28 protein-coding genes are annotated in these 25,617 nt (G+C 70.7%); 16 read left to right on the forward strand and 12 right to left on the reverse strand.

Annotated elements, in window-relative coordinates:
- Nucleotides 1–51 precede the first annotated feature (51 nt).
- Nucleotides 52–717 (reverse strand): hypothetical protein, encoded by a 666-nt coding sequence (locus ABEA43_RS51660; RefSeq protein ID WP_345573712.1) that lies wholly within the window; start codon nt 715–717, stop codon nt 52–54.
- A gap of 132 nt (nt 718–849) precedes the next feature.
- Here ABEA43_RS51660 and ABEA43_RS51665 point away from each other — a divergent pair, with 132 nt between their 5' ends.
- The gene (locus ABEA43_RS51665) at nt 850–1,797 is read left to right on the forward strand and encodes an acyl-CoA dehydrogenase family protein (protein WP_345573714.1); all 948 of its coding nucleotides are present in this window, start codon (nt 850–852) and stop codon (nt 1,795–1,797) included.
- On the opposite strand, the gene ABEA43_RS51670 is transcribed toward ABEA43_RS51665, so the two are convergent.
- Nucleotides 1,794–2,273, reverse strand: coding sequence for a hypothetical protein (locus tag ABEA43_RS51670; protein ID WP_345573716.1), 480 nt, complete (start codon nt 2,271–2,273; stop codon nt 1,794–1,796). The genes ABEA43_RS51665 and ABEA43_RS51670 overlap by 4 nt on opposite strands.
- 100 nt (nt 2,274–2,373) lie before the next feature.
- Between ABEA43_RS51670 and ABEA43_RS51675 the strand changes: the two genes are divergently transcribed.
- From ABEA43_RS51675 to ABEA43_RS51695, 5 genes are all read left to right on the forward strand, one after another.
- Nucleotides 2,374–3,441, forward strand: a complete 1,068-nt coding sequence (locus ABEA43_RS51675; RefSeq protein WP_345573718.1) for an LLM class flavin-dependent oxidoreductase — start codon at nt 2,374–2,376, stop codon at nt 3,439–3,441.
- 94 nt (nt 3,442–3,535) lie between these two features.
- Nucleotides 3,536–4,594 carry a phenylacetate--CoA ligase family protein gene (locus ABEA43_RS51680; RefSeq protein WP_345573720.1) on the forward strand — a complete coding sequence of 353 codons (1,059 nt, stop codon included), beginning with the start codon at nt 3,536–3,538 and terminating at the stop codon, nt 4,592–4,594.
- Nucleotides 4,595–4,608: 14 nt separating this feature from the next.
- Nucleotides 4,609–6,150 carry an AMP-binding protein gene (locus ABEA43_RS51685; RefSeq protein ID WP_345573722.1) on the forward strand — a complete coding sequence of 514 codons (1,542 nt, stop codon included), beginning with the start codon at nt 4,609–4,611 and terminating at the stop codon, nt 6,148–6,150.
- Nucleotides 6,151–6,327: 177 nt separating this feature from the next.
- Nucleotides 6,328–7,629, forward strand: coding sequence for an FAD-dependent oxidoreductase (locus ABEA43_RS51690; protein ID WP_345573724.1), 1,302 nt, complete (start codon nt 6,328–6,330; stop codon nt 7,627–7,629).
- Complete coding sequence (locus ABEA43_RS51695) at nt 7,613–8,770, forward strand: DUF6986 family protein (RefSeq protein WP_345573726.1); 1,158 nt, start codon at nt 7,613–7,615, stop codon at nt 8,768–8,770. Before ABEA43_RS51690 ends, ABEA43_RS51695 begins: the two co-directional genes overlap by 17 nt.
- A gap of 72 nt (nt 8,771–8,842) precedes the next feature.
- Here ABEA43_RS51695 and ABEA43_RS51700 read toward each other — a convergent pair whose 3' ends face one another.
- The 5 genes from ABEA43_RS51700 to ABEA43_RS51720 form a co-directional block, all read right to left on the reverse strand.
- On the reverse strand, nt 8,843–9,523 hold the full coding sequence (locus tag ABEA43_RS51700; protein WP_345573728.1) for a copper homeostasis protein CutC: 681 nt from the start codon (nt 9,521–9,523) through the stop codon (nt 8,843–8,845).
- Nucleotides 9,524–9,907: 384 nt separating this feature from the next.
- On the reverse strand, nt 9,908–10,396 hold the full coding sequence (locus ABEA43_RS51705) for a GNAT family N-acetyltransferase (protein ID WP_345573730.1): 489 nt from the start codon (nt 10,394–10,396) through the stop codon (nt 9,908–9,910).
- Between the two features lie 312 nt (nt 10,397–10,708).
- Nucleotides 10,709–11,446 carry a GntR family transcriptional regulator gene (locus ABEA43_RS51710; protein ID WP_345573732.1) on the reverse strand — a complete coding sequence of 246 codons (738 nt, stop codon included), beginning with the start codon at nt 11,444–11,446 and terminating at the stop codon, nt 10,709–10,711.
- Between the two features lie 1,267 nt (nt 11,447–12,713).
- Nucleotides 12,714–13,118 carry a Zn-ribbon domain-containing OB-fold protein gene (locus ABEA43_RS51715; protein WP_345573734.1) on the reverse strand — a complete coding sequence of 135 codons (405 nt, stop codon included), beginning with the start codon at nt 13,116–13,118 and terminating at the stop codon, nt 12,714–12,716.
- Nucleotides 13,118–14,311 (reverse strand): thiolase C-terminal domain-containing protein, encoded by a 1,194-nt coding sequence (locus ABEA43_RS51720; protein ID WP_345573736.1) that lies wholly within the window; start codon nt 14,309–14,311, stop codon nt 13,118–13,120. Before ABEA43_RS51720 ends, ABEA43_RS51715 begins: the two co-directional genes overlap by 1 nt.
- Before the next feature lie 247 nt (nt 14,312–14,558).
- Between ABEA43_RS51720 and ABEA43_RS51725 the strand changes: the two genes are divergently transcribed.
- The 8 genes from ABEA43_RS51725 to ABEA43_RS51760 all read left to right on the forward strand — a co-directional run bounded on the left by ABEA43_RS51725 (nt 14,559) and on the right by ABEA43_RS51760 (nt 21,852).
- Entirely contained in the window at nt 14,559–15,080 is a 522-nt protein-coding gene (locus tag ABEA43_RS51725) for a flavin reductase family protein (protein ID WP_345573738.1), read from the forward strand.
- On the forward strand, nt 15,067–16,260 hold the full coding sequence (locus ABEA43_RS51730) for an acyl-CoA dehydrogenase family protein (protein WP_345573740.1): 1,194 nt from the start codon (nt 15,067–15,069) through the stop codon (nt 16,258–16,260). Before ABEA43_RS51725 ends, ABEA43_RS51730 begins: the two co-directional genes overlap by 14 nt.
- Before the next feature lie 11 nt (nt 16,261–16,271).
- Nucleotides 16,272–17,054, forward strand: a complete 783-nt coding sequence (locus ABEA43_RS51735) for an SDR family oxidoreductase (protein WP_345573742.1) — start codon at nt 16,272–16,274, stop codon at nt 17,052–17,054.
- Nucleotides 17,055–17,086: 32 nt separating this feature from the next.
- Nucleotides 17,087–17,464, forward strand: coding sequence for a PadR family transcriptional regulator (locus tag ABEA43_RS51740; RefSeq protein WP_345573746.1), 378 nt, complete (start codon nt 17,087–17,089; stop codon nt 17,462–17,464).
- Complete coding sequence (locus ABEA43_RS51745) at nt 17,461–18,462, forward strand: hypothetical protein (protein WP_345573748.1); 1,002 nt, start codon at nt 17,461–17,463, stop codon at nt 18,460–18,462. The genes ABEA43_RS51740 and ABEA43_RS51745 overlap by 4 nt, the downstream gene beginning before the upstream one ends.
- Before the next feature lie 63 nt (nt 18,463–18,525).
- Nucleotides 18,526–19,821, forward strand: a complete 1,296-nt coding sequence (locus ABEA43_RS51750; protein ID WP_345573750.1) for a DUF2252 domain-containing protein — start codon at nt 18,526–18,528, stop codon at nt 19,819–19,821.
- Nucleotides 19,822–19,865: 44 nt separating this feature from the next.
- On the forward strand, nt 19,866–21,071 hold the full coding sequence (locus ABEA43_RS51755) for an ATP-grasp domain-containing protein (RefSeq protein WP_345573752.1): 1,206 nt from the start codon (nt 19,866–19,868) through the stop codon (nt 21,069–21,071).
- A 34-nt stretch (nt 21,072–21,105) separates the two neighbouring features.
- On the forward strand, nt 21,106–21,852 hold the full coding sequence (locus ABEA43_RS51760) for an SDR family oxidoreductase (RefSeq protein WP_345573754.1): 747 nt from the start codon (nt 21,106–21,108) through the stop codon (nt 21,850–21,852).
- Here the strand turns inward: ABEA43_RS51760 and ABEA43_RS51765 are convergent, their stop codons facing one another.
- The 3 genes from ABEA43_RS51765 to ABEA43_RS51775 form a co-directional block, all read right to left on the reverse strand.
- Nucleotides 21,853–22,674, reverse strand: a complete 822-nt coding sequence (locus tag ABEA43_RS51765) for an ATP-grasp domain-containing protein (protein WP_345573756.1) — start codon at nt 22,672–22,674, stop codon at nt 21,853–21,855.
- A gap of 106 nt (nt 22,675–22,780) precedes the next feature.
- Nucleotides 22,781–23,041, reverse strand: a complete 261-nt coding sequence (locus ABEA43_RS51770) for a DUF320 domain-containing protein (RefSeq protein WP_345573758.1) — start codon at nt 23,039–23,041, stop codon at nt 22,781–22,783.
- Nucleotides 23,042–23,087: 46 nt separating this feature from the next.
- Nucleotides 23,088–23,375, reverse strand: a complete 288-nt coding sequence (locus ABEA43_RS51775; protein ID WP_345573760.1) for a hypothetical protein — start codon at nt 23,373–23,375, stop codon at nt 23,088–23,090.
- A 218-nt stretch (nt 23,376–23,593) separates the two neighbouring features.
- On the opposite strand from ABEA43_RS51775, the gene ABEA43_RS51780 reads away from it, so the two are divergent.
- Complete coding sequence (locus tag ABEA43_RS51780; protein ID WP_345573762.1) at nt 23,594–24,247, forward strand: NIPSNAP family protein; 654 nt, start codon at nt 23,594–23,596, stop codon at nt 24,245–24,247.
- Nucleotides 24,248–24,278: 31 nt separating this feature from the next.
- Here the strand turns inward: ABEA43_RS51780 and ABEA43_RS51785 are convergent, their stop codons facing one another.
- On the reverse strand, nt 24,279–24,476 hold the full coding sequence (locus ABEA43_RS51785; protein ID WP_345573764.1) for a hypothetical protein: 198 nt from the start codon (nt 24,474–24,476) through the stop codon (nt 24,279–24,281).
- Nucleotides 24,477–24,568: 92 nt separating this feature from the next.
- Between ABEA43_RS51785 and ABEA43_RS51790 the strand changes: the two genes are divergently transcribed.
- Nucleotides 24,569–24,694, forward strand: a complete 126-nt coding sequence (locus ABEA43_RS51790; RefSeq protein WP_345573766.1) for a hypothetical protein — start codon at nt 24,569–24,571, stop codon at nt 24,692–24,694.
- 3 nt (nt 24,695–24,697) lie between these two features.
- Here ABEA43_RS51790 and ABEA43_RS51795 read toward each other — a convergent pair whose 3' ends face one another.
- Nucleotides 24,698–25,600 carry an SDR family oxidoreductase gene (locus tag ABEA43_RS51795; protein ID WP_345573767.1) on the reverse strand — a complete coding sequence of 301 codons (903 nt, stop codon included), beginning with the start codon at nt 25,598–25,600 and terminating at the stop codon, nt 24,698–24,700.
- Between the last annotated feature and the right edge of the window lie 17 nt (nt 25,601–25,617).

Genomic DNA, 25,617 nt, shown 5'->3' on the forward strand with positions numbered 1-25,617 from the left:
TTATCTCTGGGGGCTCGTGTACGTGAGCCCGGGACGCCGTCGCGGGCACCGTCAGACCGCGAGCGGGATCCAGCCGGCCACGAAGGCCGCCAGGCAGATCGTGAACAGGCCGGAGAACACGGCCGACAGCGCCAGCGCGCGGATCCGCCCGCGCATGCTCCTGCGCAGCACGAGCACCAGGACGATCGAGACGAGCCCGACCGCGACCGCCGGTCCCGGCCAGAACGACCGCTCGCTGTCGATGAACCCGGGGGTCGCGCGGTTCACCACGTCGGCGATCAGCGCGGCCCCGACGACGCCCGCGGCGAGGTCGCCCCAGCCGTCGTCCCTGCGGGTGACGTAGGCCAGCAGGCCGAGGCCGACGAGGAGGACGAGCGTCCAGTTGAGCCCGGCGGCGCTGCCGCCGATGATGTCGAAGGAGTCGTGGCCGCGCAGCGCGCCCGCGCCCAAGGCCGAGACCAGCGTGGAGACCGCCGCCAGGAACGTCGTCAGCAGCGCCCACCCGAACCCCGACGCGCTGGCGCCCACGGCCAGCGACAGGGCGAGGTAGGCGTAGGGGTCGTAGATCTGCCCGAGCCAGCCGGGGCCGGAGACGAACATGCCCGTGAGGCCGACGACCAGGCCCCCGAGGAAGGCCGCCAGCAGATGACGTTCGATGCCGCGCTGCCGCCGGTCGTACTCGGCGAAGTCGGCGTACTCGATGGTGGTGTTGTTCATCTCCATTTCCCTGGTCAACCCTCCCCCGGCATTTTCATGGGATGACCGCTTTCAGATTATGTATTCATCCCAAAAAGGCAAGTTTCGGTCACCCGTTTCCAAAACAAGCAATCGCTTGGTTAGCATGACCGCATGGCACTCGCCGATGAGCTCCGCACCGTCGTGCGGACGTACCTCGCCGACCGTCCCGAGGCGTCGTGGCAGGAGTTCTCGCGGGACGTGGGGATCGCGGGGCTGCTCGTGCCGGAGGAGCACGGCGGGGCGGGCTGCGGTCCGGCCGAGACGGCGGCGGTGGCGGAGGAGCTGGGGCGGGTCCTGTCGCCCCATCCGTTCCTGCAGTCGGCGGTGCTGGCCGTCGAGGCGATCAAGGCGAGCGCGGCTCAGGACCTGCTGGCCGAGCTGGCCGAGGGTGCGCTGACGGCGACCGTGGTCCTGCCGGGTGACGGCGACCTGCGCCTGGACGGTGACCTGCTCACGGGCGTCGTCCCGTACGCGCTGGCCGGCGAGCTGGTGCTCCTCTACGTCGGCGGGCTGCTGGTGACGGCCGTACCCGCGCGGCGCGCGGCGCTCAGGACCGTGGACGAGAGCCGGCCGCTGCAGCGGCTCGCCTTCCAGGACAGCCCGGTACGGCGGCTCGGCGACGGCGGCTCGTGGACCCGCGTACGCGACCTCGGGATCGCCGCCCTGGCCGCCGAGCAGGTGGGCGGGGCGCAGCGGTGCCTGGAGACGGCGGTCGAGCACGCCAAGCGGCGGCGGCAGTTCGGGCGGCCGATCGGCTCGTTCCAGGCGATCAAGCACAAACTGGCCGACCTGTTCCTGCTCGTGGAGTCGGCCAGGTCGGCGGCCGGGGCGGCGGCGCGCGACGAGATGTTCGCGGCGATCGCCGGGTCGTACTGCACGGAGGCCTATCTGACGGCGGCCGGGGAGAACATCCAGATCCACGGCGGGATCGGGATCACCTGGGAGCATCCCGCGCACCGCTACCTGAAGCGGGCCGCCTCGGACGCGCAGCTCTTCTGCCCGCCGGAGGCCCACCGGGCCCGCCTCGCGGCCCGCGTATTCGGCGACGCGCCGGGCTAGCCGCCGAGCAGCTCTTCCCAGGGGTGGCGGGTGTTGGTGCGGCGGGTGGTGTCGAGGGCCTCGGCCAGCCGCCAGAAGCCCGGCCTGGCGCGTACGGTGGCCCGCCCCATCGGGTCGATCGCCCGCAGCTCGAACCGCACGCCCATCACGTCGAGCACCGCCGAGCCCGCGCTTCCCCGGCCGGCCGCGGCGACCAGCGTGCCGTCGAACTCGGGGTCGCGCACCTGCTCGGCGAGCAACGCGGCCACCTCGGACGCGTAGGGGCCGTCCCGCCACTCGATGTGCCAGCTGTGGTCGGAGCCGCGCCACCAGGTCAGATCGCGGCACGACTCGATGAAGTCGGCCTCCGTCGCGAGCGCGGCCATCACCCTGCCGAACGCCTCATATCTGCGGGCACTCGTGAGCGAGAGGTCGTCGTCGCCGGTGCCGGTGAGCACGCCATCCTTCGGCCGCCGCAGCGCGTACTTTCGCTTCACGAGCACCCACTCTGATCGCGGTCGCGCCCTTCCCGCAAGTCTTTGCTGCTGATACGCTCTACCAAGCGAGCGCTTGGTTTCCTACTTCGCCGGAGGCGCGATGACGTCCCTACGGATCAGCCTGGGGTATGAGCTGGAGGTCCGCGGTCGCACCCGCGAAGTCGAGCAGCGGGCGTTCCAGAACGTGATCGACCAGGTCGTCCTGGGCGACCGGCTGGGCTTCGACACCGCCTGGTTCGTGGAGCACCACTTCACCAGGGGTTTCTCCCACTCTTCCGCCCCCGACCTGGTCCTGGCGGCCATCTCCCAGCGCACCGAGCGCATCCATCTGGGGCTCGGTGTGGTGCTGCTGCCGTTCCAGTCCCCGATCCGCACCGCGGAGCGCGTCGCCACGCTGGACGTGCTGAGCGGCGGGCGGGTGGAGTTCGGGACGGGGCGCGGGGCCTCGCCGCTGGAGTACCAGGCGTTCCAGAAGCCGTTCGAGAAGTCGCGGCAGATCTGGGAGGACTCGCTGGAGGCCACGCTGGCCATCTGGAAGGCCGACGGCGAGCCCATCAGCCGGTCGAACGAGTTCTTCGAGATCCCCGACGTGGCCGTCTACCCGCGACCGGCGCAGGAGCCCCATCCGCCGGTGTGGGTGGCCTCCACCTCGCTGGAGGGTTACCTGGCGGCCGCGCGGCACGGGTACAACCTGCTCGGCATGACGATGCTCAAGGGCATCGACGACGTCGCCGCCGACATCGCGAGATATCGCGAATGCCTGGCGGAGAACGGCTTCGACCCGGACAGCCGGCGGGTCGCCCTGATGATCCCCTGGTTCGCCGCCCCCACGCGCGACGAGGCCAACGCCACGGCCGCCGACGCGGTCCTGTGGTACATCCGCCGCCAGGTCAACCTGGTCACCCCGCCCGACTACTACGACGCCCGCCACGCCACGCACCGCGTGCTGGGGCAGCTCGCCGCCGGGCTGCCGCCCGACGAGGCCATGGCCACGCTGCGGGAGCACCTGATGGTGGTGGTGGACGACGTGGAGGGCTCGCGCAAGGCCCTGGCCAGGATCGCCGAGGCCGGCGCCACGGATCTCATCATCCAGGCGCAGGTCGGCGGGCTCGCGCACGAGCGGGTCTGCGACTCGATGACCCTCTTCATGACCGAGGTGATCCGCTGATGTCCCGCCCTGATCGCGGTGATCCGCCGATGTCCCGTCTCGACCGAGGCGATCCGCCGATGTCCCGTCTCCGACCGATCGAGGTGACGCTTCGATGGCTCGCTGGCTGACCCGTGACGATCTCGGGGCCGCCGCGCACTCCGCCACCGGGCTCCTGCTGGTCTCCCCCGACGTGTCGAGCGTCTTCCCGCTGGGTCCTGGCGACCGTACCGCGGCGGGGGAGCTGACCGCGGCGGCGCTGCGGGAGTCGGGGGCCGGCGGGAACGACCGCGTGGTGGTGGCCCTCGCCGAGCCGGCGGGCGCGCTGTGGACGGACGCGGCGGCCGGGGTGGCGCGGGCCGCCGCCTGCGTGGGCCCGCGCGGCCGGATGCGCCTGCACCACGCGCTGTCCGCGCTGAAGGCGAGCACGCTGGTCAGCACGCCGACCGGCGCGATGGACTTCCTGGCCCGCCTGCACCTGGAGTTCCTGCTGGACCCGCTGGACCTCGGGCTCCGGAACATCGTCCTGACCGGCGAGATCGCCTCGAAGGGGACGATGAGGCATCTGGCGGGCGAGTTCGGGGCCAGAGTGACGGAGGTGTACGCCAGCCCGTTCGGCGGCGGCGCCCTGGCGTGGCGGGCGGCCGAGGAGGACCCGCTCACCCCGCTCGCGGACGGCCTGCTCGGGCTCGCGGCGCTGACCAAGGACGACGTCGCGGACCCGGAAGCGGGGCTCGCCGAGCTGGTGATCACCCCGCACGCGCACTCGGCGCTCGGCGACGCCGTGCTCAGGACCGGGCAGGTCGCGAGGACGGGCGCCGGCATTCCCGCGCCCGCGCACACGGTGGGCGACCACGTGCTGGTCAGAGGGGTGTGGCTGGCGCTGCCCCGCATCGAGAAGGCGCTGTCGAAGATCGACGGCGTGGCCGGCTGGGAGCTGTCGGTCAGCAGGCAGGGGACGCTGGACGCGGCGGTGCTCACCGTGCGGTTCAGCCGGGCGAGCCTGGTCGGCAACCCCATGTGGAAGTCGCGGATCGAGCAGTCCGTCCGCGCGCTGACCCCCATGGCCATCGGCGTGGAGATCGCCCAGGACGTCGCCGAGAGCGCCGCCCCCGGCACGGTGAACGACCTTCGCGGCCACCACCTGGGCAGGGACCGCGCTCTGCTCGGCTAGAGATCGGGGCGACCATGGCAGCACCGATGCCGGACTGGGGAACGCTCCCCCGCATGCTGCGCGACCAGGCCGAGCGCCATCCCGGCGCCGTCGTGGTCGCCGAGGGCGGCACCCGGGTGACGCTGGCCGGGCTGAGGACCGCGGCGGCCGAGATCGCCCGCGGCCTCATCGCCCTGGACGTCGCCCCGGGCGACCGGGTGGCGATGTGGGGGCTGAACTCGGCCCACTGGGTGCTGCACGCGTTCGGGATCTGGGACGCGGGCGCGGTCATCGTGCCGCTCTCGTCCCGGTTCAAGGGCATCGAGGCGGCCCAGCTGATCGAGAAGACGGGCGCGAAGGTGCTGATCACCGGCGCGGGCCCGTCGGCGTCCCCGCTGGCCGGCCTCCTGCCGCCCGTCCCCTGCCTGCGCCACACCGTGCCGCAGGAGAGCTCGTTACGGGACCTGGGCGCGAACGTGCCCGCGCGGGACGCCGAGGAGCGCGCGCTCGACGTCCGCCCCGACGACCTGTGCGAGATCATGTCCACGTCGGGCACCACCGGCGCGCCCAAGGGCGTCATGCTCGACCACGCCCAGGTCCTGCGCGGCTACTGGGACTGGTCCGAGATCGTCGCCCTCGACGAGCACGACCGCTATCCGGTGATCGCGCCGTTCAGCCACGGGTTCGGGCTGAACGCCGGGCTCATCGCCTGCGTGCTGCGCCGGGCCACGATGCTGCCGATCCCCGTCTTCACGCCGGACGCCTTGATGGAGCTGATCTCCGCCGAGCGGGTCACGGTCCTCGCGGGGCCGCCCACCCTGTTCCACCGGCTGCTGGACGAGCTGGACCGCGGCTCCTGGGACGTCTCGTCGCTGCGGGTGGCCATCTGCGGCGCCGCCGCCGTGCCCGCCGCGCTGATCACCCGGCTGGTCGAGCGGGTGGGCCTGGATCGGATGATCAACGCGTACGGGCTGATGGAGGGCACGGTCGTGTCCATGACCAGGGCCGGGGACCCCATCGAGGTGATCGCGAACACCACCGGCAGGGCCGTGCCCGGCATCGAGGTCAAGGTCGTGGACGACGACGGCAAGGACGTGGCGCACGGCGAGCGCGGCGAGATCCTGCAGCGCGGCTACGGCGTGATGCGCGGCTACTGGGACGAGCCGGACAGGACGGCCGAGGCGGTCGACGCGGACGGCTGGCTGCACACGGGTGACGTGGGCGTGCTGGACGAGTACGGAAATCTGGCCATCGTGGACCGCAAGAAGGAGCTCTACATCGTCAACGGCTTCAACGTCTCCCCCGCCGAGGTGGAGTCGCTGCTGCTGCGCGAGGGTTCGCTGGCGCAGGCGGCGGTGGTCGGCGTGCCCGACCCGGTGACGGGCGAGACGGGCCTGGCGTACGTAGTGCCGCGGCCAGGGGTGAGCGTCGATCCCGCGGCCCTGACGACGTGGGCGAAGGACAACATGTCCAACTACAAGGTCCCCAAGCGGATCGTCGTCGTCGACTCCCTCCCCGCGAACGTCAACGGCAAGATCGACAAGCGGGCCCTCCGTGAGCGGGCGATCGCCGGATAAAGCCGAAGTGTTGCTCGGCTCGCGCGGTGTTGAGCCGCTACGTTGGCATCAGCCCCGATCGAGCGGTATTCGCCGGGCACGGGTTCATCCGCACCGGCGACCGGGGATACATCGATCACACTGGCCGGTTACATCTTGTAGGACGTGCGTCCGGGTAACCGAGGCTTAGGAGGCAGCGTGGCGTTGCACGTGGCGGTCATCGGGTCGGGCCCAGCCGGGATCTACACGGCCGAGGCACTGGTCAAGCAGTCGGCGGAGCCTGTCCAGGTCGATGTGCTCGAACGCCTGCCCACCCCGTACGGGCTGGTCAGATACGGCGTCGCGCCCGACCACACGTCGATCAAGTCCATCGCGAACTACCTGCGCAAAGTCCTGGAGCTCCCGGAGGTCCGCTTCCTCGGCGGCGTCACGCTCGGCGCGCACGTGTCCGTGGAAGACCTGCTGAGCGCCTACGACGCCGTGGTCTACTGCACGGGCGCGATGGTCGACAGAAGGCTCGGCATCCCCGGCGAGGACCTGCCCGGCAGCGTGGCGGCGACCGACTTCGTCAACTGGTACTGCGGGCATCCCGACGTCGATTCCGGCATGTTCACGCTCGACAGCCCCGAGATCGCGGTGATCGGCGTCGGCAACGTGGCGGTGGACGTCGTACGCGTGCTGGCCAAGACCTCCGAGGAGCTGAAGGCCACCGACGTGCCCCACGACGTGCTCGAACGCCTCGAAGAGAGCCAGGTGAAGGCCATCCACATGGTCGGCCGCCGCGGGCCCGAGCACGCCAAGTTCACCCTCAAGGAGCTGCGGGAGCTCGGCGAGCTGGCCAACGCCGACGTGTGCGTCCGCCCCGAGGAGGCCGTCGTCCTGGGCGTCGACTTCCCGCGCCAGATCCAGGGCAACATCAAGGTCCTGCAGTCGTGGGCCGCCCGCGAGCCGGTCGGCCGGCCGCGCCGCCTCGACGTCCGCTTCTGGATGCGGCCCGTGGAGATCCTCGGCACCGAGCGGGTCGAAGGGCTCAAGCTCGAACGCACCCGCCTGTCGGAGGAGGGCCGTGTGGTCGGGACGGGCGAGTTCGAGACGCTGCCGGTCGGGATGGTGCTGCGCTCGGTCGGCTACCAGAGCGTGCCGCTGCCCGGGGTGCCGTTCTCCGAGTCGACCATGACCGTGCCGAACGAGGCCGGGCGGGTGCGGGAGCGCGAATACGTGGCGGGCTGGCTCAAGCGCGGACCGACCGGGGTGATCGGCACCAACAAGTCGGACGCGGCCGAAACGGTCCGCACGCTCCTCGCCGACCTGGAAGGCGGCGAACGCGTCCCCGACGGCGGCATCGACGCGCTGCTGGCCTCACGGGAGGTGCGGCCGGTGACCTACGAGGAGTGGCAGGGCATCGAGACGGCGGAGAGCGAGCTGGCCAAGTCGCTCGGCCGGGGCGAACGCGTCAAGCTCGCCGGACTGGAGGCCATGCTCCGTGCCTGCCGTTCCTAGCGGCCGGGGGGTGCCCGGGTTCGAGGAGACGTACCGCGTGCAGCAGGCGCGCTATCCCGCGTCCGAGCCCGGCTGGCAGCCGGTCCACACCGTGTACGTGCCCGCCGACCGGTTCTCCGCCCGCACGGTCTCCGAGTGGGGTGACCAGGCGTCGTCGCTGTTCAAGTCGCATCTGGCCGGACCTGGCGAGCTGGCCGAGGTCTTCGGGACGCCGGACAGCACAGCCGCGGCCGTGCACGAGAAGGTGCTGCGGAAGCTGTCCGCCGAGCCGATCGAGGACCTGCGGATCGACTTCGAGGACGGCTACGGCGTCCGCGGTGACGCGGTGGAGGACGCGCACGTGGCCCAGGCTGTCGAGGCGGTGGCGGCCTTGCACGCGGAGGGCGCGCTGCCGCGGCGGTGGGGGCCGCGGGTGAAGTCGTTCGCGGACGGGGATCCGGAGCGGGCGGTGCGGACGCTGGAGTCGTTCGTCACGGGGGTGGCGGAGCGGGCCGGCGGGCTGCCCGGCGGGTTCACGGTGACCTTTCCGAAGGTGCTGATGGAGGCGTACCTGGGGCAGTTCGCGGGCGTGCTGGAGCGTCTGGAGTCGCGGATCGGGGCGAGGCTGCGGTTCGAGATGCAGGTGGAGGCGCCGCAGACGCTGCCGTTCCTGCGCGGCGACCTCGCCGAGTCGCTGGGCGGGCGGCTGGCGGCGGCGCACTTCGGGGTGTTCGACTACACCGCCGCGATCGGGCTCCCGCCGCACGAGCAGCGGCTCGACCACCCGGCCTGCGACCATGCCAGGCACGTGATGCAGACGGCGTTCGCGGGCACGGGGGTGGAGCTGTCCGACGGGTCGCTGGCCGCCGCGCCCGCGTCGGAGCGGGCGCAGGACGTGCACGCGTTGTGGCGGCGGCACGCCGAGCTGGTCTCACACTCGCTGCGGCACGGCTTCTACCAGGGCTGGGACATGCATCCCGCGCACCTGGTGAGCCGGTTCGCCACCGTCTACGCCTTCCACCTGGCCCGGTACGACTCCTACCGGGCCCGGGTGAGCGCGTGGGAGGAGCAGCGGGAGGCCGGGGGCGGGATCATGGACGAGCCCGCGACGATCCGCACGCTCGCCGCCGCACTCCGCCGCGCCGACGCCGCCCTGCCCTGAGCCGTCCGGGAGAGCCGACGCCGCCCTGAGCTCTTCGGGAGAGCCGACGCCGTCCTGACCTGGGCCCTTCTGTCAGTCGCGTTCGACGAGGGTTCGCCACTGGCGCACCAGCCGCCACTCGACCGGGTCCGACCAGCTCGCCCGCACGGCGGAGCCGACGTGGAATGCGCGGATGCCGTAGTCGAGCAGGGTGGGCACGTGCACCGGCTTGAGCCCGCCGCCGGCCAGGACGATCGAGCCGTCGCCCGCCTCGGCGCGCGTCTTCAGCGTCGGCAGGCCGGAGCCCACCCCGTGAGGGGAGCCTGAGGTGAGCACGGTGGCCAGGTTGGGCAGCAGGCGCACGGCCCGCCAGGACGCCTGGATGTCGGCCGCGTGATCGACGGCCCGGTGGAACGTCCACGGGAGCGGGGAGACGGCGTGGATGAGCGCCTCGGTGGCCACGAGGTCGACGGCGCCCGCGCCGTCGAGAAACCCGAACACGAACCCCGCCGCGCCCGCCTGCGCCAGGGCCTTGACGTCGCGGCTCAGCCGGTTCAGTACGTCGGGGTCGGCGGTGAAGTTGGCGTCGCAGCGGAGCATCACCATCTGGGGGAGGGGGCATTCCGCGGCGATCGCGGCGACCGTCTCCGGGGAGGGGGTGAGCCCGTCGGCCGCCATGTCGGAGACGACCTCCAGCCGGTCGGCACCGCCCTGTTCGGCGGCGACGGCGTCGCGCACGTTGAGCGCGATCACCTCGAGCAGGGATCCGGTCATGGAGGAGAGGTTATATGGTGCTCTGCACCTTTCTGGCGCGGATGGCGGGAAAAGATCCCCGCTCAGGCGCACCACACGAGCCGCCCCGGCCGGGCCGGGGTTCCGGGCTCCCGGAGGCCCCCACGGAGTCGGCACGGGCCGCCTGAGCGCCCGGACGGCACCCAAATCGGGCCGCTCCTCTCACCGGACGACCGGGGCTGGGGGCGTACGGGATCGGGCGGAGCTGAGGGGGTACGGGATCGGGCGGGGTTGAGGGCGTACGGGATCACATGGGTCCGAGGGCTACGGGATCGGGTGGGGGTGGGGGCGTACGGGATCGGGTGGGTGTGGGGTGGCCCGGACCCGGGCAGGCCGGGGCCGGGCCGTGGAGGGTGAGAGGCGCCGTCAGGCGCTGATCAGCTCGGCGATCGTGAGATCACGGAAAGCCGTGGTGAGCATGTCCTCCGAGGGACGCTCGAAGAGCGCACCCGAGGAGCGATGGGGCAGGTCCACCGTGCGGACGTGCCTGAACCCGCGGTTGCGGTAGTAGCGCTGCAGCCGGGGGTTCCCCTTCGCGCAGTCCAGACGCAGGCACGGCAGCCCGGAGGCGTGGGCCGAGGCGCCGGCCCAGTCCAGCAGGGCGTCGCCGAGTCCGCTGCCGGACCACGGCCGGGCCACGGCCAGCTTGTGGATGTAGAGGGCGGCGCCCGGATTGTCGCCCGAAGTCCAGAACTCCGGGTCGGCGTGGTCGTCCAGGGCTATGGTTGCTACCGGCGGTGCCGATTCGTCGGGGTCGAGATACCTGAGCTCGTCGTCGAGCAGGAAGAGCACCCGCTCCTCAATGAGCGGTTCGATCCGCTCCGGGCCGAAACCCCCGCGAGGCCACTGCCGCACTCCCTGCGCATAGAGCCACTCAGCGGTGTCTGCGAGCAGCGTGATGACGCCGGGAAGGTCCGCGGGTTCCGCTCGCCGGAGTGCGAGCGGGTGAAGCAGAGTATTTGTGTGCATAGTACAACTCCCGTTGCGTTGGGTTCCCGCGCCAGCACAGAGCGTGATGATGCAATGGTGCGCGGGGGCGAAATGGGGCCATAACCCGATATATATGGATAAATGGCGATTTAGGGGAGTATGCACGACTCCCCTAGGCCAGCGAGGCGGCTTTTCTCGCTGCACCCGGCCGGCGAAATCACCCCTTCTTCGAGCTCGTCAGCGGCGATCGAGCTCGTATCTGATCAAATGCTTGTCGGCGGGCAACACCGACACCGCGACACGTACCGGCATCTCGGCCCCGTCGTATCCGACTCGGACATACACCATGACAGGTGTGCCGAGCTCTAGCTGGAGGCGTTCGGCTTCCTCCTGATTGGGCATGCGAGCCCAAATGTCGTCCACGACGCGTGCTTGCGCGTGGCCGAGCTCTTCCAGTACCCGGTTCGCCCCTCGTGCGATGTCTCCGGGTCGGGCGATCTCAGAGTCGGCAACCAAGTCACGGGGGAAGTAGGAATCGTTGGTGTTGTACGGCTGTCCGTCCACGAAACGCAGACGGCGTCTCACCACCGCTAGCTCCCCATCCGCCAATTCCAGCCTGCTGGCGATCTCCTCTACGGGAGACACCGTCAGCACCTCGATGTACTGGCTTGGCGCGCGGCCTTCCTGCGCCACGGCAAAGGCGAAGGCTTCCCGCAGTTCCCCAGTGGGTTGCGGCTCCAACTCTCGCTGCGGATAGATCAGCAGCGGTCTGCGGTCCCTGACGACGGTTCCCCGTCGGGGCGTGCGCGTAACTAGCCCTTCGTTGACGAGCTCACCGAGGGCCAGCCTTACGGTGTTCCTGCTCACCCCATGGTCTTCCATGAGCTGCGCCTCGGTCGGCAGCTGTGCCCCGGGGCCGAGGACACCCGAGTAGATGGCTCGTCGCAACTCCGAAGCCACCTGCTGATACAGCACCGACCTTGCCACTTTCACCCCTTTTGTTCCAACAATTTAGACGATCTGGTTCTAGCAGGCCACAACCCCTTGACCGAACCCCCTTGACCGGCCCATCATCCATTCGTTGGTACAAATCCATCTAAAGGCCGGTGAGGGGGTGAAGGCCAGTGTTGCCGGTCCGCACGGGTACGCCATACCTGCCCTGGCATGACCCTCGTGAAGCAACACGTTTACTGCGTTACGGGTTGCGTCGCCAGGGGTTCACCCACACCTACCAGAGCAATGGCATCGGCATGTCCGTGCAATCGGCGTTGACTGAGCTGACCGTGCGGCGCGAAGACGGATCCTTTGTCGCGAACAAGGAGGGTGGCGCCCCCGTCACGCATCGCATTGATGACCCGGTTGGTGCAGCTCAACGCATCGCCGCACGTTGCCGGCGGACTGAGCCTTCGAGCTCTCCCATCGACTCCGCGTGCGAACCAACGGTCTAGGACTCCATCCCTCGCCGGAGTCCTGGCGCCGCCGCACACGGGGCAGGAAGCGCGTCCTGGCGGGTCCCCCACGCCCGCCAGGGCGCGCCTTCCTCCGAAGTCTCCGGATCTCTCCGGAGTCCGCGAAGTCGCCAAGGGACCACACCAACGCCTCCCCGACAAGAGACCTCCCGCCCGTTTTCCTCCGGGCGTGTTGCCAGGGTCTTCTCGGGGTTTTCCTGTTTTCGGCGGCGCACGCGCCGCCCGGGTCCCGCTTCTCGCCGTTCGCGGCCACGACCCGGCCCATCTTGTACGGCCGGCACGGGAGGCCCCATCCACCGGCCGCGGCCGGGCTCTGTCCAGGGATACGGTCCTCGGGCGCGCATGGCCGGACGCCGCGACGAACAGGTGCGGCCGGCTGGGTGGTGAGATCGATGACCGGCGGGCAGGCAGGGTCGGCGGGCGTGACCGCGTTGCCACGCCTGTCACCCGGTTCCAACCTCTCACGCCAGCCACCAAGTCTGAGCCGTCCGCATTGACGTCTGCTCTCTTCATCATCAACCCTCGACGCCGAACCTGGGGGCCCCTTTGGGATGGTGGGACTGGTGGGGTTTTCCGGTACGAATCCAATTTCCGGAACTCCGGACGACAGGTCAACCGGCGGGCGGGTTTCCGCTCATCCGGATACCCATCCCACCCCCTCTCAAGTCACCGCCCGACGAACGAATCCCGGAACCGACCCCGGCGACACGGCCCTCCGAGGGGCGACAGGCAAACGCAGGGGACCCCACCCCGGCGGCTGGGTTGGGGTTCGGTCATCGGGGTTCCGGGAGCGGCTCCCAGTCCACCAGCGTGAGCCCGTCGTCGGTCTCCCGGTATGCGGCGCGTACCCGCTCCCCCCGTTCCGGAGTGCGCGCCCCGCGCCACCCCCCGTACACGAGGCAGTCCGGCACCGTCGTCAGCCTGATCATCACCACCAGATAGGGCACCTGGAGGCCGGGCAGGAAGGGCTGGTGGTTGACGATCCAGCTCTCGACCGACCCCTCGGGCTCCGTCGCGCGCCAGTGCCACGCCTCCGTGCGGCACGCCGGGCAGAACGCCCTGGCGGGGAAGCGCGCCACCCCGCACGTGTCGCACTCCTGGACGGCGAACTCGTGCCGGCCCACCCGCGCCCACCACTCCCTGGAGTCCCGGTCCGGTTCCGGCCGGTAGGCCGCCATCACGCCCTCCGGAGGATCAGCGCCGAGGTGGCGGGGAGGATGTAGCCGGGCTGGGCGGTCGAGAGCGCCACCTCCGCGCCCGGCGCCTGCCGGTCCCCCGCGTCGCCCCTGAGCTGGGACACCGCCTCCGCTATGTGGTTCATGCCGTGCACGTAGCCCTCCGACAGGAAGCCGCCGTGGGTGTTGACCGGGAGCGCCCCGCCCAGGGAGGTCGCGCCGGAGGCCACGTACGGGCCGCCCTCCCCCTTGGCGCAGAAGCCGTAGTCCTCAAGCTGGACGATCACCGAGTACGTGAAGCAGTCGTACAGCTCCGCCACGTCGATGTCGCCGGGGCCGAGCCCGGCCTGCGCGTACAGGCGCGGCGCCAGGGCGGCGGCGGCCGTCACCGTGGGATCGCCGGCCGAGCCGGGGAAGGAGCCGGACGAAGCGCCCGAGAGGTGTGAGGTGCCGCCGCCCCAGGCCGCCGCCGAGATGAGGACCGGCGGGCGGCGCAGCGCGCGGGCGCGCTCCGCCGTGGTGACGACGACGGCGCAGGCCCCGTCGGTCTCCAGGCAGCAGTCCAGGAGGCGGAACGGCTCCGCGATCCACCTGCTCGCCAGGTAGTCGTCGAGCGTGATGGGCGTGCGCATGAGGGCTCTGGGGTTCTTGGCGGCGTTCGCGCGCTGGTTGACCGCCAGGTGCCCGAAATGCTCGGCCTTGGTGCCATATTTCAGCATGTGGGCCTGCGCGAACATGGCGTACTGCTGCGGCGGCGCCGAATACCCGTACGGCGCCTGATACTGCACCTCCGGGCTCACCGGCACACCACGCCCCGTGCCGCCCATGCGGAACTCCGAGCGGGCGTTGATGGCCCGGTAGCAGACGACGGTCTCGGCCATCCCCGCCGCGACCGCGAGCGCGGCCTGGCCGACCACGGCGTGCGAGACGCTGCCCCCGCCGAACTGGTCCAGGTGCCAGGACAGGTCCGCCAGCCCGAGTGCGGGGCCGACCAGGGTCGGCGCGGCCGAGTCGCCCACCCGGTGCGTGGCCAGGCCGTCCACGTCGTCCGCCGTCAGGCCGGCGTCCTCCAGCGCGGCCAGTACGGCGCGGCAGGCCAGCGTCAGCGTGCTCACGCCGGAGTCCTTGGTGAAGGGCGTGTAACCGACTCCGGCGATGGCGGTGCTGTCCCGAAAATCAAGCAAGCGCTTGGCCACAACCGTCACGGTAGGCCGGAAATTTCCCCCATGTCAACGCACTGCCCGCCATCGCCCGCCACTGCCCGGCATTCGACTTGACACCTTCTTCAGATTCCCCCTACCGTCCAAGCAAGCGCTTGGTAAGATAGCGCTGTCGGTGACGAGGAGGCGGACCATGAGCACACACGCTGCCCGGCTCATCGCGCCGGACGGCTGTCGCGGCCTTCCGACGCCCCATCAGCGCAGGAATCGCAACGGAGCCGCCATGCCGACGGGCCCTACCCAGAACAGCCCGAACGGCCACCTCGACAGCCAGCGCTTCCGTCAGGTGCTGGGCAGGTTCGCGACCGGCGTGGTGGCGATCACCGCCGTCGATCCCGAGAGCGGCCGGCCGTGCGGCCTGGCGGCCAACTCCTTCACCTCTGTCTCGCTCAACCCGCCGCTGGTGGCGTTCTGCGTGGCGCACACGAGCACGAGCTGGCCCAGGGTGCGCGGCGCCAAGGTCGTCACCGTGAACGTGCTGGCCGAGCACCAGCAGTCCGTCTGCGCTCAGATGGCGACCAAGGGCGGGGACAAGTTCGCGGGCCTGGAGTGGGCCGGCTCCCCCGGCGGCAACCCGGTGCTCGAAGGGGCGCTGGCGTGGCTCGACTGCGTGGTCGAGAACGAGCACCTGGCCGGCGATCACGTGATCGTGGTGGCGCGGGTGCTGCAGCTCGACACGTACGCGGAGGGTGGCCCGCTGCTGTTCTTCCGCGGCGGGTACGGAGGCTTCGTTGAGCCTGCCTGACCAGGCGGGCGGCGAGAGCCCAGGCGGGCTGCGCGCGGCGGCGCGGGCCTGGCTGGAGGAGAGTTTGAGTGGCGAGTTCGCGCACGTCAGAGGGCTCGGCGGCCCGGGGCGCGAGCACGAGGGCCACGAACTGCGCCAGGCGTGGGAGCGCCACCTCGGCAAGGCCGGCTGGACCTGCCTGGCCTGGCCCGAGCGGTACGGCGGCCGTGCCGCCTCCCTGGAGGACCAGGTCGCCTTCCACGAGGAGTACGCCAGGGCCGACGCCCCCGCCCGGGTCGGCCACATCGGCGAGGGCCTGATCGGCCCGACCATCTTGGAGTTCGGCACCGACGAGCAGAAGGACCGTTTCCTGCCGCCGATCCAGCGCGGCGACGAGCTGTGGTGCCAGGGCTACTCCGAGCCCGAGGCCGGCTCCGACCTGGCCGGCGTGCAGACCAGGGCGCGGCTGGACGGCGGCGAGTGGGTGATCGACGGCCAGAAGGTGTGGACGTCGCTGGCCCACGTGGCCGACTGGTGCTTCGTTTTGTGCCGCACCGAGGCGGGCTCGCAGCGGCACCACGGGCTGTCGTACCTGCTCGTGCCCATGAACCAGGACGGCGTCGAGGTCCGGCCGATCGTGCAGCTCACCGGGACCTCCGAGTTCAACGAGGTGTTCTTCGACGGCGCGCGAACGGCGGCGGGCAACGTTCTCGGCGCGCCGGGCGGCGGCTGGCCGGTGGCGATGGCCACGCTGGGCTACGAGCGCGGCGCGTCCACGCTCGGCCAGCAGATCGGCTTCAGGCGGGAGCTGGCCAAGGTGATCGAGACTGCCCGGCGGACCGGCGCGGCCCGCGATCCCGTGCTGCGCGACCGGCTCGTCAGGTCGTGGCTGGAGCTGGAGATCATGCGGCTCAACGCGCTCAGGATGCTCGGCCCGGAGCCGGGCCCGGAGGCGTCGATCGCCAAGCTGTACTGGTCGGAGTGGCACCGCCGGCTCGGCGAGCTGGCCCAGGCCGTACAGGGCCGGGCCGGGCTGGTCGTCCAGGACCCGACCGCGCCCCTTGATGACGGGCCGGGCGGCGGCGGGCTGAACGAGCTGCAGCGGCTCTACCTGTTCAGCCGGGCGGACACGATCTATGCCGGTTCGAGCGAGATCCAGCGCAACATCATCGCCGAGCGCACGCTGGGACTCCCCCGCTGATTGGAGCACGCATGCCGCAGCACACCCCGCCCTACCCCAAGGCGCACGGCCTGCTCGACGGCAAGGTCACGCTGGTCACGGCCGCCGCGGGGGCGGGCATCGGGTACGCCACGGCCAGGCGCTGCGCCGAGGAGGGCGCCACGATCGTGCTGTCCGACCGGCACGAGCGCCGCCTGGCCGCCGCCGCCGACACGCTGACCGAGCTCACCGGCGTCAAGCCGCTGGCGGTCCCGTGCGACGTGACGTCGGAGGCGCAGGTGCTGGCGCTGTTCGACGCGGTGGTGGAGGCGCACGGCCGGCTCGACGTGGTGGTCAACAACGCCGGGCTCGGCGGTACGGCCCCGCTGGCCGAGATGTCCGACGACCAGTGGCACGCGGTCGTCGACGTCACCCTGACCGGCACCATGCGCTGCACCAGGACCGCGCTCCGGCAGATGATCGCGCAGGGCTCCGGCGTCATCGTGAACAACGCCTCGGTGATCGGCTGGCGGGCCCAGCACGGGCAGGCGCACTACGCGGCGGCCAAGGCCGGCGTGATGGCGCTGACCAGGTGCGTCGCGCTGGAGGCGGCCGAGCACGGCGTACGGGTCAACGCCGTGGCGCCGTCGCTGGCGGTGCACCCGTTCCTGGCGAAGGTGACGAGCGAGGAGCTGCTGGCGGAGCTGGCGGCCAAGGAGGCGTTCGGGCGCTCGGCGGAGCCGTGGGAGGTGGCGAACGTGATCGTCTTCCTGGCCAGCGACTATTCCACGTACATGACCGGCGAGGTCGTCTCGGTTTCTTCCCAGCACCCCTAACGATATCTTGTGAGACAGGATATCGTGGAGCTGTGAATATAACGGAACCCATGTTCCTGGCGCTGACCGCGCTGGTGGATGAGCCGCGCCACGGCTACGGGATCGTCCAGGAGGTCGATCGGCTGTCCGACGGGCGCGTGCAGCTCAAGATCGGGACGCTCTACGGCGTGCTCGACCGGCTCTCGGCCGCCGGCCTGGTGGTCCTCGACCGGGAGGAGGCCCAGCAAGGGCGGCTGCGACGCTACTACCGGCTGACCGACGAAGGCGCCCGCGCGCTGCAGGAGGAGGCGACCAGGATGGCCGCCAACGCCGGCGCCGCCAACGCCCGGCTGCGCGCCCGGCTCGCCGGCGGAGCCCTGGCCATCAAAACCATCAGAGGAGCCGGAGCGACGGCCGGAGGTGCCGCGTGAGCCTGCTCGAACAGCGCTACCGCTCCGTCCTGCGCCTGCTGCCCGCCTCCTACCGCGCCGAGCGCGAGGAGGAGATGGTGGCCGCGTACATGGAGATGTCGGGCGAAGTGCCCGACGAGGTCAACCCGCGCCCGCGCTGGGGCGAGATCGCCAGCGTGCTGGCCCTGTCGATGCGGGTGCGGCTGGGCGGCGCGGGCGCCTCGCCCGGCTTCGTCGTCTTCGGCACGGCCGTCCGGCTCGTCGCCCTGCTGGGGCTGGCCTACCAGGGCATGGACGCCGCCCGGGTGGTGGCGGTAGTGGCCCGCGCGGTCATGTTCGGGACCGCGATCCCCCTGGCCGGCGAACCAGGGTCGATCGATCGGCTGCTGTCCTTGCTCGACTCGATGGCGGCCGTCGGCCCGGCCGTCGCGTTCACGGCAATCCTGCGCGGGCATGTCCGGCCGGCGAAGATCGCGGCCCTGCTCGGCGTCGCGCCGACGCTGGTCTACTTCGCGCTCCCGATGATCTTGATTGGGTCGGACGAGATCCGGCCGCTGCCCGAGTCGGCCGATCTGCTGTTCGCGATCGTGCCGGTGCTCGCGCTCCTGGCGGGCTTCCACGGCGACGTCCCGCCGTGGCGGCGGTCGTGGGCGCTCGCCCTGGCGCCCCCGGTCGCCGGCGCGGCGGTGATCGGCTTGACGTGGCTGGCGGTCGAGGTGCGGCTGCCCGTGCCGGATTGGCTCTCCCTGTGGCTGGACCTCGGGCTGGCGATCGCGGTGTGGGCCGCGGTCTCGGTGGCCGTGCTGGTCCGCCGGAGCTCTCCGTCGTGGGCGCTCGCGCTGTCGGCCGCCGGGCTGCTCATGTTGCTGACCCGGCTGCCCATGCTCGTCTACCTCCCCGAGGGCGTCCTGTGGACGACGGCCTGCGCGCAGTGCGCGCTGCTCGGCTCGCTGACCCTCGTGCTGGCGGGCGCAGGGGCGAGAGCCCTGGTCAAGGCACGTCCGGTGGCCCAACCCTGACTCATGCCCGTCAGGGAAAGATCGGGGTGGGCGGCAAGGACATCGCGATCTACTGTCGGAAGCATGGGCACACGCTCTTCTTTCCTGCTCGATGTCCTCATGACGGAGTTCGGCCAGTCGATCAAGCAAGACCCCGCCGCCTTCCGGCGTAAGTTCCGGAAGATGGCGGCCTCCCCGTTCGCCTTCTACCGGGGCAGCGCCTGCCTGTTCTACGCGGACATGACGCAGTCGTACGCCGACGGTTCCTATCTCGACGAGCCGACCAGCAGGGTCTGGATCCACGGCGACCTGCACGCGGAGAACTTCGGCACGTACATGAACGCCTCCGGCGTCCTCGTCTTCAACGTCAACGACTTCGACGAGGCGTACGTGGGCCCGTACGTCTGGGATCTCAAGCGGTTCGCCGCGAGCGTGGCCCTGCTCGGTTACGCCAAGGCGCTGTCCGACGACTCCATCAGCGTGCTGGTGACCGACTTCGCCGGGGCGTACCTGGTCGAGCTGGCCGCGATCGCGGCCGGCGGGGACGACGCGATCGGCTCGCTCACGCTGGACACCACCAGCGGCGTCCTGCACCGGGTGCTGCAGACCGCGCGGCTCAGCACACGGGTGGCGCTGCTGGACGTCGAGACCGTGATCGACGACTACGACCGGCGGTTCGCGATGATGGACGGCAGGGAGGGCGTGGACGCGGCGACCCGGCAGGCCGTGCTGGCGGCGTTCGAGGACTACCTGACCACGCTGCCGGTGCGGGGCGGCGCGGTCGAGCACGTGATCAAGGACGTGGCGCTGCGCAAGGGCGTGGGGATCGGGTCCGCGGGGCTGCCGTCGTACAACCTGCTGCTCGAAGGGCACTCGCAGGCGCTGGAGAACGACGTCGTCCTCTACATGAAGCAGGCGGCGGTGCCCGCGGTGGCGCGGCACGTCGTCGATGAGAAGGTGGCCTCCTACTTCCTGCACCAGGGGCACCGTACGGCGGAGTCGCAGCGGGCGCTGCAGGCCTACGCCGATCCCTGGCTCGGCTACACCACGTTCAACGGGACGGGGCAGCTCGTGGCCGAGGTCTCGCCGTACTCGGCCGACCTGAACTGGGACGACGTGAACGAGCCGCCGGAGCTGCGCTCGATCGTGCAGGACCTGGGGCGGGCGGTGGCGCGCATGCACGCGGTGGCCGACGACGAGTCCAGCCACGATCTCGTCGACTTCTCGACGGAGGAGGCGATCGTGGCGGTGATCGGCGACGACAGATCCGGATTTATCGGGATGCTGGTGGAATTTGCCCATCGCTATGGGGCACAGGCTCGTGAAGACCATCAAAGGTTCGTCGACCTGTTCCGCAACGGGCGCCTGCCCGGCATCTGAGCCTCCTGGCGCCCGCGCGGGCGGCGACCGGCGGGAGGAGCGACGTGCGACATCTGATCGGGCTGTTACTGGGGACGGAGGAGGACTGGCCGGCCGCGTTCGAGACCGTGTTGCGGCGGCTCGGGCCGATCGAAGGGGTGGGCGAGTTCGGGGTGGAGCGGCTCACGATCGAACCGTTCGACCTGCGTGCCGGGCCGCGCCACGAGCTGGTGATCGACCGGCTGGCGTACTGGTACTACCACCCGCGCGAGTGGCTCAAGAAGGTCTCCATGATGGACGACGTCTATCTGCTGAACAGCCCGTTCACGTTCCAGTCGATGGAGAAGCACACCGCTTACTGCGCGATGATCCGGCTCGGGCTGAAGGTGCCCGAGACGGTGCTGGTGCCGTACAAGAACCCGCCGGACAACGCCCGCTACGCCTACACGGCGGCCCGCTACAACCAGCCCTTCGACCTGGACGAGGTGGCGGAGCGGATCGGGTACCCGCTGTTCATGAAGCCGTACGACGGCGGGGCCTGGCGGGGCGTGTCGATGGTACGTGACCGGGCCGCGCTGCACCGGGCCTACGACGAGAGCGGCGAGATGCTCATGCATCTCCAGCAGGCCATCGACGGGTACGACGTGTTCGCCAGGTCGCTGTCGATCGGGGCGGAGACGATGGTGATGCGGTTCAGGCCCGAGCAGCCGATGCACGCCCGCTACGCCGTGGACCACGCGTTCCTGTCGCCGTCGGCCGGCGAGGAGGTGGTCACGATCGGGAAGCTGGTGAACGCGTTCTTCCGATGGGAGTTCAACTCGTGCGAGACCTTGGTCAAGGGCTCGGACGTGCATCCCATCGACTACGCCAACGCCTGCCCCGACGTGGCGCTGACCAGCCTGCACTACTACTTCCCCTGGGCGATCAAGGCCCTGGTGAAGTGGAGCGTGTTCTGCGTGGCCACCCGGCGAAGGCCGCGGATCGACCTGGAGACGCGCGACTTCTTCGCCGTCACGGGCACCTACGAGGAGCGCCTGGCCGAGTACCGGCGGCTGGCGGACGCCTATTTCGAGACCGAGCGCTACGAGGAGTTCTGCCGGACCCACCTGGGGCATCTCGACGAGATCGTGCTGGAGTGGGTGTCCGGGCCGGAGTTCGACCGGCTGCTCGTGGACACCGTGACCGCCACCTACCCGGAGCACGAGCGGGACCGGTTCGTCGAGCACTTCCGCGGCCTGCTGCGGCTCTGGGCGAAAGATCAGGGCTTCTAGCAACCGACCGGTCGGTATGGCATGCTTCCGGAACATGACTCTGTTCTCGGTGGAAGGCAAGACGGTCGTCGTCACGGGTGGTTCGCGCGGCATCGGGCGCATGATCGCCGCGGGATTCGTCGAGGCGGGCGCGACCGTGTACATATCCGCCCGCAAGACGGCCGAGGTCGAGAAGACGGCCGCCGAGCTGGGTTGCGTCGCGGTGCCGGCCGACCTGTCCACGCCCGAGGGGCTGGAGACGCTGGTGTCGGCGGTGGACGGACCGCTGCACGTGCTGGTGAACAACGCGGGCGCCACCTGGGGCGCGCCGCTGGAGGAATATCCGGAGAGCGCCTTCGACAAGCTCTGGAACATCAACGTCAAAGGCGTCTTCTTCCTGACCCAGCAGTTCCTCCCCCGGCTCAGGCAGGCGGCGAGCGCGGAGGACCCTGGACGCGTGATCAACGTGGGCTCGATCGACGGGATCAAGGTCCCGGCGCTCCCGAGCTACGCCTACTCCTCGACGAAGTCCGCCGTCCACATGCTCACCAGGCACCTGGCCAAGCACCTGGCGAAGGAGCACATCACGGTCAACGCCATCGCGCCCGGCCCGTTCGACTCGAAGATGATGGCGTTCGCGCTGGACGATCCCTCCACCCGGGAGGCCATCGCCTCGAACGTCCCCCTGGGCCGCATCGGCCGCCCGGACGACATGGCCGGCGCGGCGATCTACCTGGCCTCGCGGGCGGGGGCGTACCTGACGGGCACGGTCATCCCGGTGGACGGCGGGATCTCCTGCTGATCAGAGCAGCTCGCGCAGCGCCCCGGCGAAGCGCGCCGCCGCGCCCGGCTCGTGGTGCAGGAAGAGGGACGGCTCCGTCAGCTCCAGCTCCATGACCGCGGGCGAGCCGTCGGAGAGCCGGACCAGGTCGACCCTGGCGTAGAGAAGGGCATGGGGAACGGCGGCGAGCGCCTTCTCGGCAAGTTCGACCTGGTCCGGGGCAGGTGGGCGGAGTCGCGCCCGTGCGTCGTCGAGGGTGGCCCCAGGGGCGAGCCCTGGGGCGAGCATCGGGTTGCGGCGGACGGCGTGGCTGAAACGGCGGTTGAAGTACAGCAGCGAGGTCTCGCCCTCCGACTCGACCATGTCGAGGTACGGCTGCACCATCGGCGTGCGTCCCGCGGCCTCAAGAGCCGCGGCCAGCGCCCCGGCCTGCTCCCGGCCGGCGGTCCTGGTGGTGTCACGGGCGCCACCGGAGACCGTCGGCTTGACGACGTATTCCGGCCAGTCCGGCAAATCCTCCGACGACCAGTGGGTCGGCACGACCGGCACCCCCAAGTTCCGCAGGTAGGTCTTGTCGGTGTTCACCTCAAGCACGGCGTACGGGTTGAGCAGCCGCGTCACGGACTCGACCGCACGCGCCCAGGCGAGGAACTCCTCCCGCCGGAGGATGTAGTCCCACACCGAACGGACGATCACGGCGTCGTAGGCGCTCCAGTCGGCCGCGGGGTCGTCCCAGCGCTCGGCGCGACCGTCGATGCCGGCCTCCCGCCAGGCGGCCAGGACCGGCTCGATCTCGTCGTCGGAGCCAGGATCGTCGAACGTGGCATAGGAACAGATAGTCACCCAAAGATGCTAATACGGTGCGAGCCGGGCCATTTCCCGACCCGGCCCGCCCGTACCACCGGTCGCGCCGCGCTATCCCGGACCGCGGCGCGACCTGCAGGGGGGATTAGTCGTGAACGTCGTCGACCACGACGTCGCTGCCGTTGGTGCCGGTCACGGAGTTGCCGTTGACGTTGTTGACGCCGGTGGCACCGTGGCCGTTCACGTTGGCGTTGAAGACGTTGCCGAAGTTGTTGCCCGACTGGGAGGAGTCGTTGTTGGAGCTGGAGTTGCCGGCGTTGGTGTCCGCGTAGGCGGGGGCCGACAGCAGGGTCACACCAGCCGCCGCGGCGGCGGCGAGACCGGTCACGCAGAGCTTCTTGATCATGCGATGTCCTTCCGTATGGGGATCTGTGCTGGGGGACGTCAGCCGGTCAGTAAAAGATGTAGGTCACCGTCATGCCGCCGTTGGTGGCAGTCGTGGCGACCCCGTTGACGTTGTTGACGTTGGTCGACGCGCCTTCGCCGTGGTTGCCCGACGAGACGTCGCCGAAGGTGTTCCCTGACTGGGCCGAGTCGCTGTTGCCACTCCGGTTCCAGGACCAGGTGCCGCCGCTCCCGGGGCCGAGCCAGTCATCGTCAGCGTGAGCGGGGACGGCCGGCAGGGCGCCGACGGCGACCGCTGTCACCACGGCCGCGACTGCGCACACCCTTTTGATCACTTTCTGCTCCTTCGCCGGCGGGGAAGGTCTCATGAACGGCGGGGCGCCACGGGCCCAAGGCACACCACCATCCGCTTGACCTTCTTTGACCCCAGAAGATCAAGGTCAGTGCGAGCATATAACTCTGCGTTGCTAAAGTGTAGCTCTGAGTTATCAGAATATTATTCCGCCGTTACCCTGACAGAGGGTGTCAGTGGTCTGGGCATAACGTCCGCGACATGATCTACGAGCTGCGGCGATACACCCTCCGCCCGGGACAGCGGGACACGCTGATCACCTTGTTCGAGCGCGAGTTCGTCGAGGCGCAGGAGGCGACCGGGATGCGGATCACGGGCACGTTCCGTGACCACGGCGCGCCCGACACGTTCCCCTGGCTGCGGGCCTTCCCCGACATGCGCACCCGCCGGGAGTCGCTGGACGCCTTCTACACCGGGCCCGTATGGCTGGCCAACCGCGACGCGGCCAACGCCACGCTGATCGACTCCGACGACGTGCTCCTGCTCCACTCCGTCGGGTCCGAGTTCCCCGTCTGGGACCGGCCGCCGGTCGGCGCGGGCGAGCCGCCGGCCTCCCTCTACGCCGCCACGATCTACCACGTCGAGGACGGCTTCTCCGCGTTCTTCGCCAGGGAGGTCGCGCCGGTGCTGGCCGAGGCCGGGGTGCCACCGGTCGCCTGCCTGGAGACCGAGCATTCGCCGAACGACTTCCCCCGTCTGCCGGTGCGGACCGGGGAGAACGTGTTCGTGTGGTTCGCCCGCTTCGACACCCCGGAGGAGGCGCGGGAGGTGGATCTGCCGACGCTCGAATCCCGGCTCACCGCCGCCCCGGAACGCCTCCTGCTGCGTCCCACGGCCCGATCGTCGCTACGCTGATTCCACCCTTTCGCCCCCTCAGCGGAGTTGTTTACGCGGCCCCTGGCAGCTCGACGCTTTTGCGCCGGCGCCAGGAGATGGTCTGGTTCACCAGGGCCTTGCGCGCGTACGCCTCGGGGTTGCCGTGGTGGCCGGTCAGCGTGGCCGACGGCACCGGTCCCGTCGTGCCGGCCAAGCCGTACGACGACAGCACCCGGGTGCGGGTGCTCGGGCACGACCCGATCACCATAGGTGAGTTCACCTACGAATTCAGCGCCCTGTCGCCCGACGGGCCGACGCTCGCCCGGCCGGCTGGACCCGAACGAGGTCACCCTGCTCGCGGTGGCCGAGTCGGCGCGCGTCTCCCATCCGTCGATGGTCTACGCCGTGGACGTGCGGACGGGGCGGGCCCGCGAGCAGTTCGCGCTGCGGGACGGGATATCCGTGGTGCCGGGGCTGGTGCGCTGAGCCTCAGGTCCCGTACACCGGCTCAGGGGGCGGGGCGGAGTCCAGGAGGCCGGTGATCGCCGCGCCGACGTCCATCGGGTCCCAGCGGGCGCCACGGTCCACGCGCGGGCCGTGGCCCCAGCCGGTGGCCAGCGAGATCGCGCCGCCCTCCACCTCGAACACGCGTCCCGTCACATGGGCCGACTCCGGCGAGCCGAGCCAGACGACGAGCGGGGCGACGTTCGCCGGGTGCATGGGGTCGAAGCCCGTCTCCGGCCTGGCCATGGTCGTGGCGAACACCTCCTCCGTCATCCGGGTCCTGGCGGCCGGGGCGATGGCGTTCACCGTCACCCCGTACCTGGCCAGCTCGGCGGCGGCGACCTGGGTCAGTGCGGCGATCCCGGCCTTGGCCGCCGCGTAGTTGCCCTGGCCGACGCTGCCCATCAGGCCCGCGCCCGACGAGGTGTTGATCACCCGGCCCGCGACCTGGTCGCCCGCCTTGGACCTCTCCCGCCAGTACGCCGCCGCGTGCCGCAGCGGGAGGAAGTGGCCCTTGAGGTGGACGCGTACGACGTCGTCCCACTCCTGCTCGGTCATCGAGACCAGCATCCTGTCGCGCAGGAAGCCGGCGTTGTTCACCAGCACGTCCAGCCGACCGTACGCGCTGATCGCGGTCTTGACCAGCCGGGCCGCGCCGTCCCAGTCCGCGACGTCGTCGCTGCTGGCCACCGCCTGGCCGCCGAGCTCCTCGATCTCCGCGACGACCGCCAGGGCGGGACCGCCCGACGTGCCGTCGCCGCCGGGGCCGGTGCCGAGGTCGTTGGCCACGACGCGGGCGCCCTGTCTGGCGAACTCCAGGGCGTGCTCTCTGCCGATGCCGCGACCGGCACCCGTCACGATCACCACTCGGCCGGCACAGATTCCCACACGGACCTCCCCTAAAA

The sequence above is a fragment of the Nonomuraea rosea genome, assembly GCF_039539705.1.
In the GTDB taxonomy this organism is placed as follows: Bacteria; Actinomycetota; Actinomycetes; order Streptosporangiales; family Streptosporangiaceae; genus Nonomuraea; species Nonomuraea rosea.

Excerpts from the sequence above, each read along its gene's own strand:
- ABEA43_RS51660 (WP_345573712.1), bottom strand. The coding sequence starts at position 717 with ATGAACAACACCACCATCGAGTACGCCGACTTCGCCGAGTACGACCGG.
- ABEA43_RS51665 (WP_345573714.1), top strand. The coding sequence starts at position 850 with ATGGCACTCGCCGATGAGCTCCGCACCGTCGTGCGGACGTACCTCGCC.
- ABEA43_RS51675 (WP_345573718.1), top strand. The coding sequence starts at position 2,374 with ATGACGTCCCTACGGATCAGCCTGGGGTATGAGCTGGAGGTCCGCGGT.
- ABEA43_RS51680 (WP_345573720.1), top strand. The coding sequence starts at position 3,536 with ATGGCTCGCTGGCTGACCCGTGACGATCTCGGGGCCGCCGCGCACTCC.
- ABEA43_RS51685 (WP_345573722.1), top strand. The coding sequence starts at position 4,609 with ATGGCAGCACCGATGCCGGACTGGGGAACGCTCCCCCGCATGCTGCGC.
- ABEA43_RS51700 (WP_345573728.1), bottom strand. The coding sequence starts at position 9,523 with ATGACCGGATCCCTGCTCGAGGTGATCGCGCTCAACGTGCGCGACGCC.
- ABEA43_RS51715 (WP_345573734.1), bottom strand. The coding sequence starts at position 13,118 with ATGGCGGCCTACCGGCCGGAACCGGACCGGGACTCCAGGGAGTGGTGG.
- ABEA43_RS51725 (WP_345573738.1), top strand. The coding sequence starts at position 14,559 with ATGCCGACGGGCCCTACCCAGAACAGCCCGAACGGCCACCTCGACAGC.
- ABEA43_RS51735 (WP_345573742.1), top strand. The coding sequence starts at position 16,272 with ATGCCGCAGCACACCCCGCCCTACCCCAAGGCGCACGGCCTGCTCGAC.
- ABEA43_RS51750 (WP_345573750.1), top strand. The coding sequence starts at position 18,526 with ATGGGCACACGCTCTTCTTTCCTGCTCGATGTCCTCATGACGGAGTTC.
- ABEA43_RS51760 (WP_345573754.1), top strand. The coding sequence starts at position 21,106 with ATGACTCTGTTCTCGGTGGAAGGCAAGACGGTCGTCGTCACGGGTGGT.
- ABEA43_RS51770 (WP_345573758.1), bottom strand. The coding sequence starts at position 23,041 with ATGATCAAGAAGCTCTGCGTGACCGGTCTCGCCGCCGCCGCGGCGGCT.
- ABEA43_RS51780 (WP_345573762.1), top strand. The coding sequence starts at position 23,594 with ATGATCTACGAGCTGCGGCGATACACCCTCCGCCCGGGACAGCGGGAC.
- ABEA43_RS51785 (WP_345573764.1), bottom strand. The coding sequence starts at position 24,476 with ATGGTGATCGGGTCGTGCCCGAGCACCCGCACCCGGGTGCTGTCGTCG.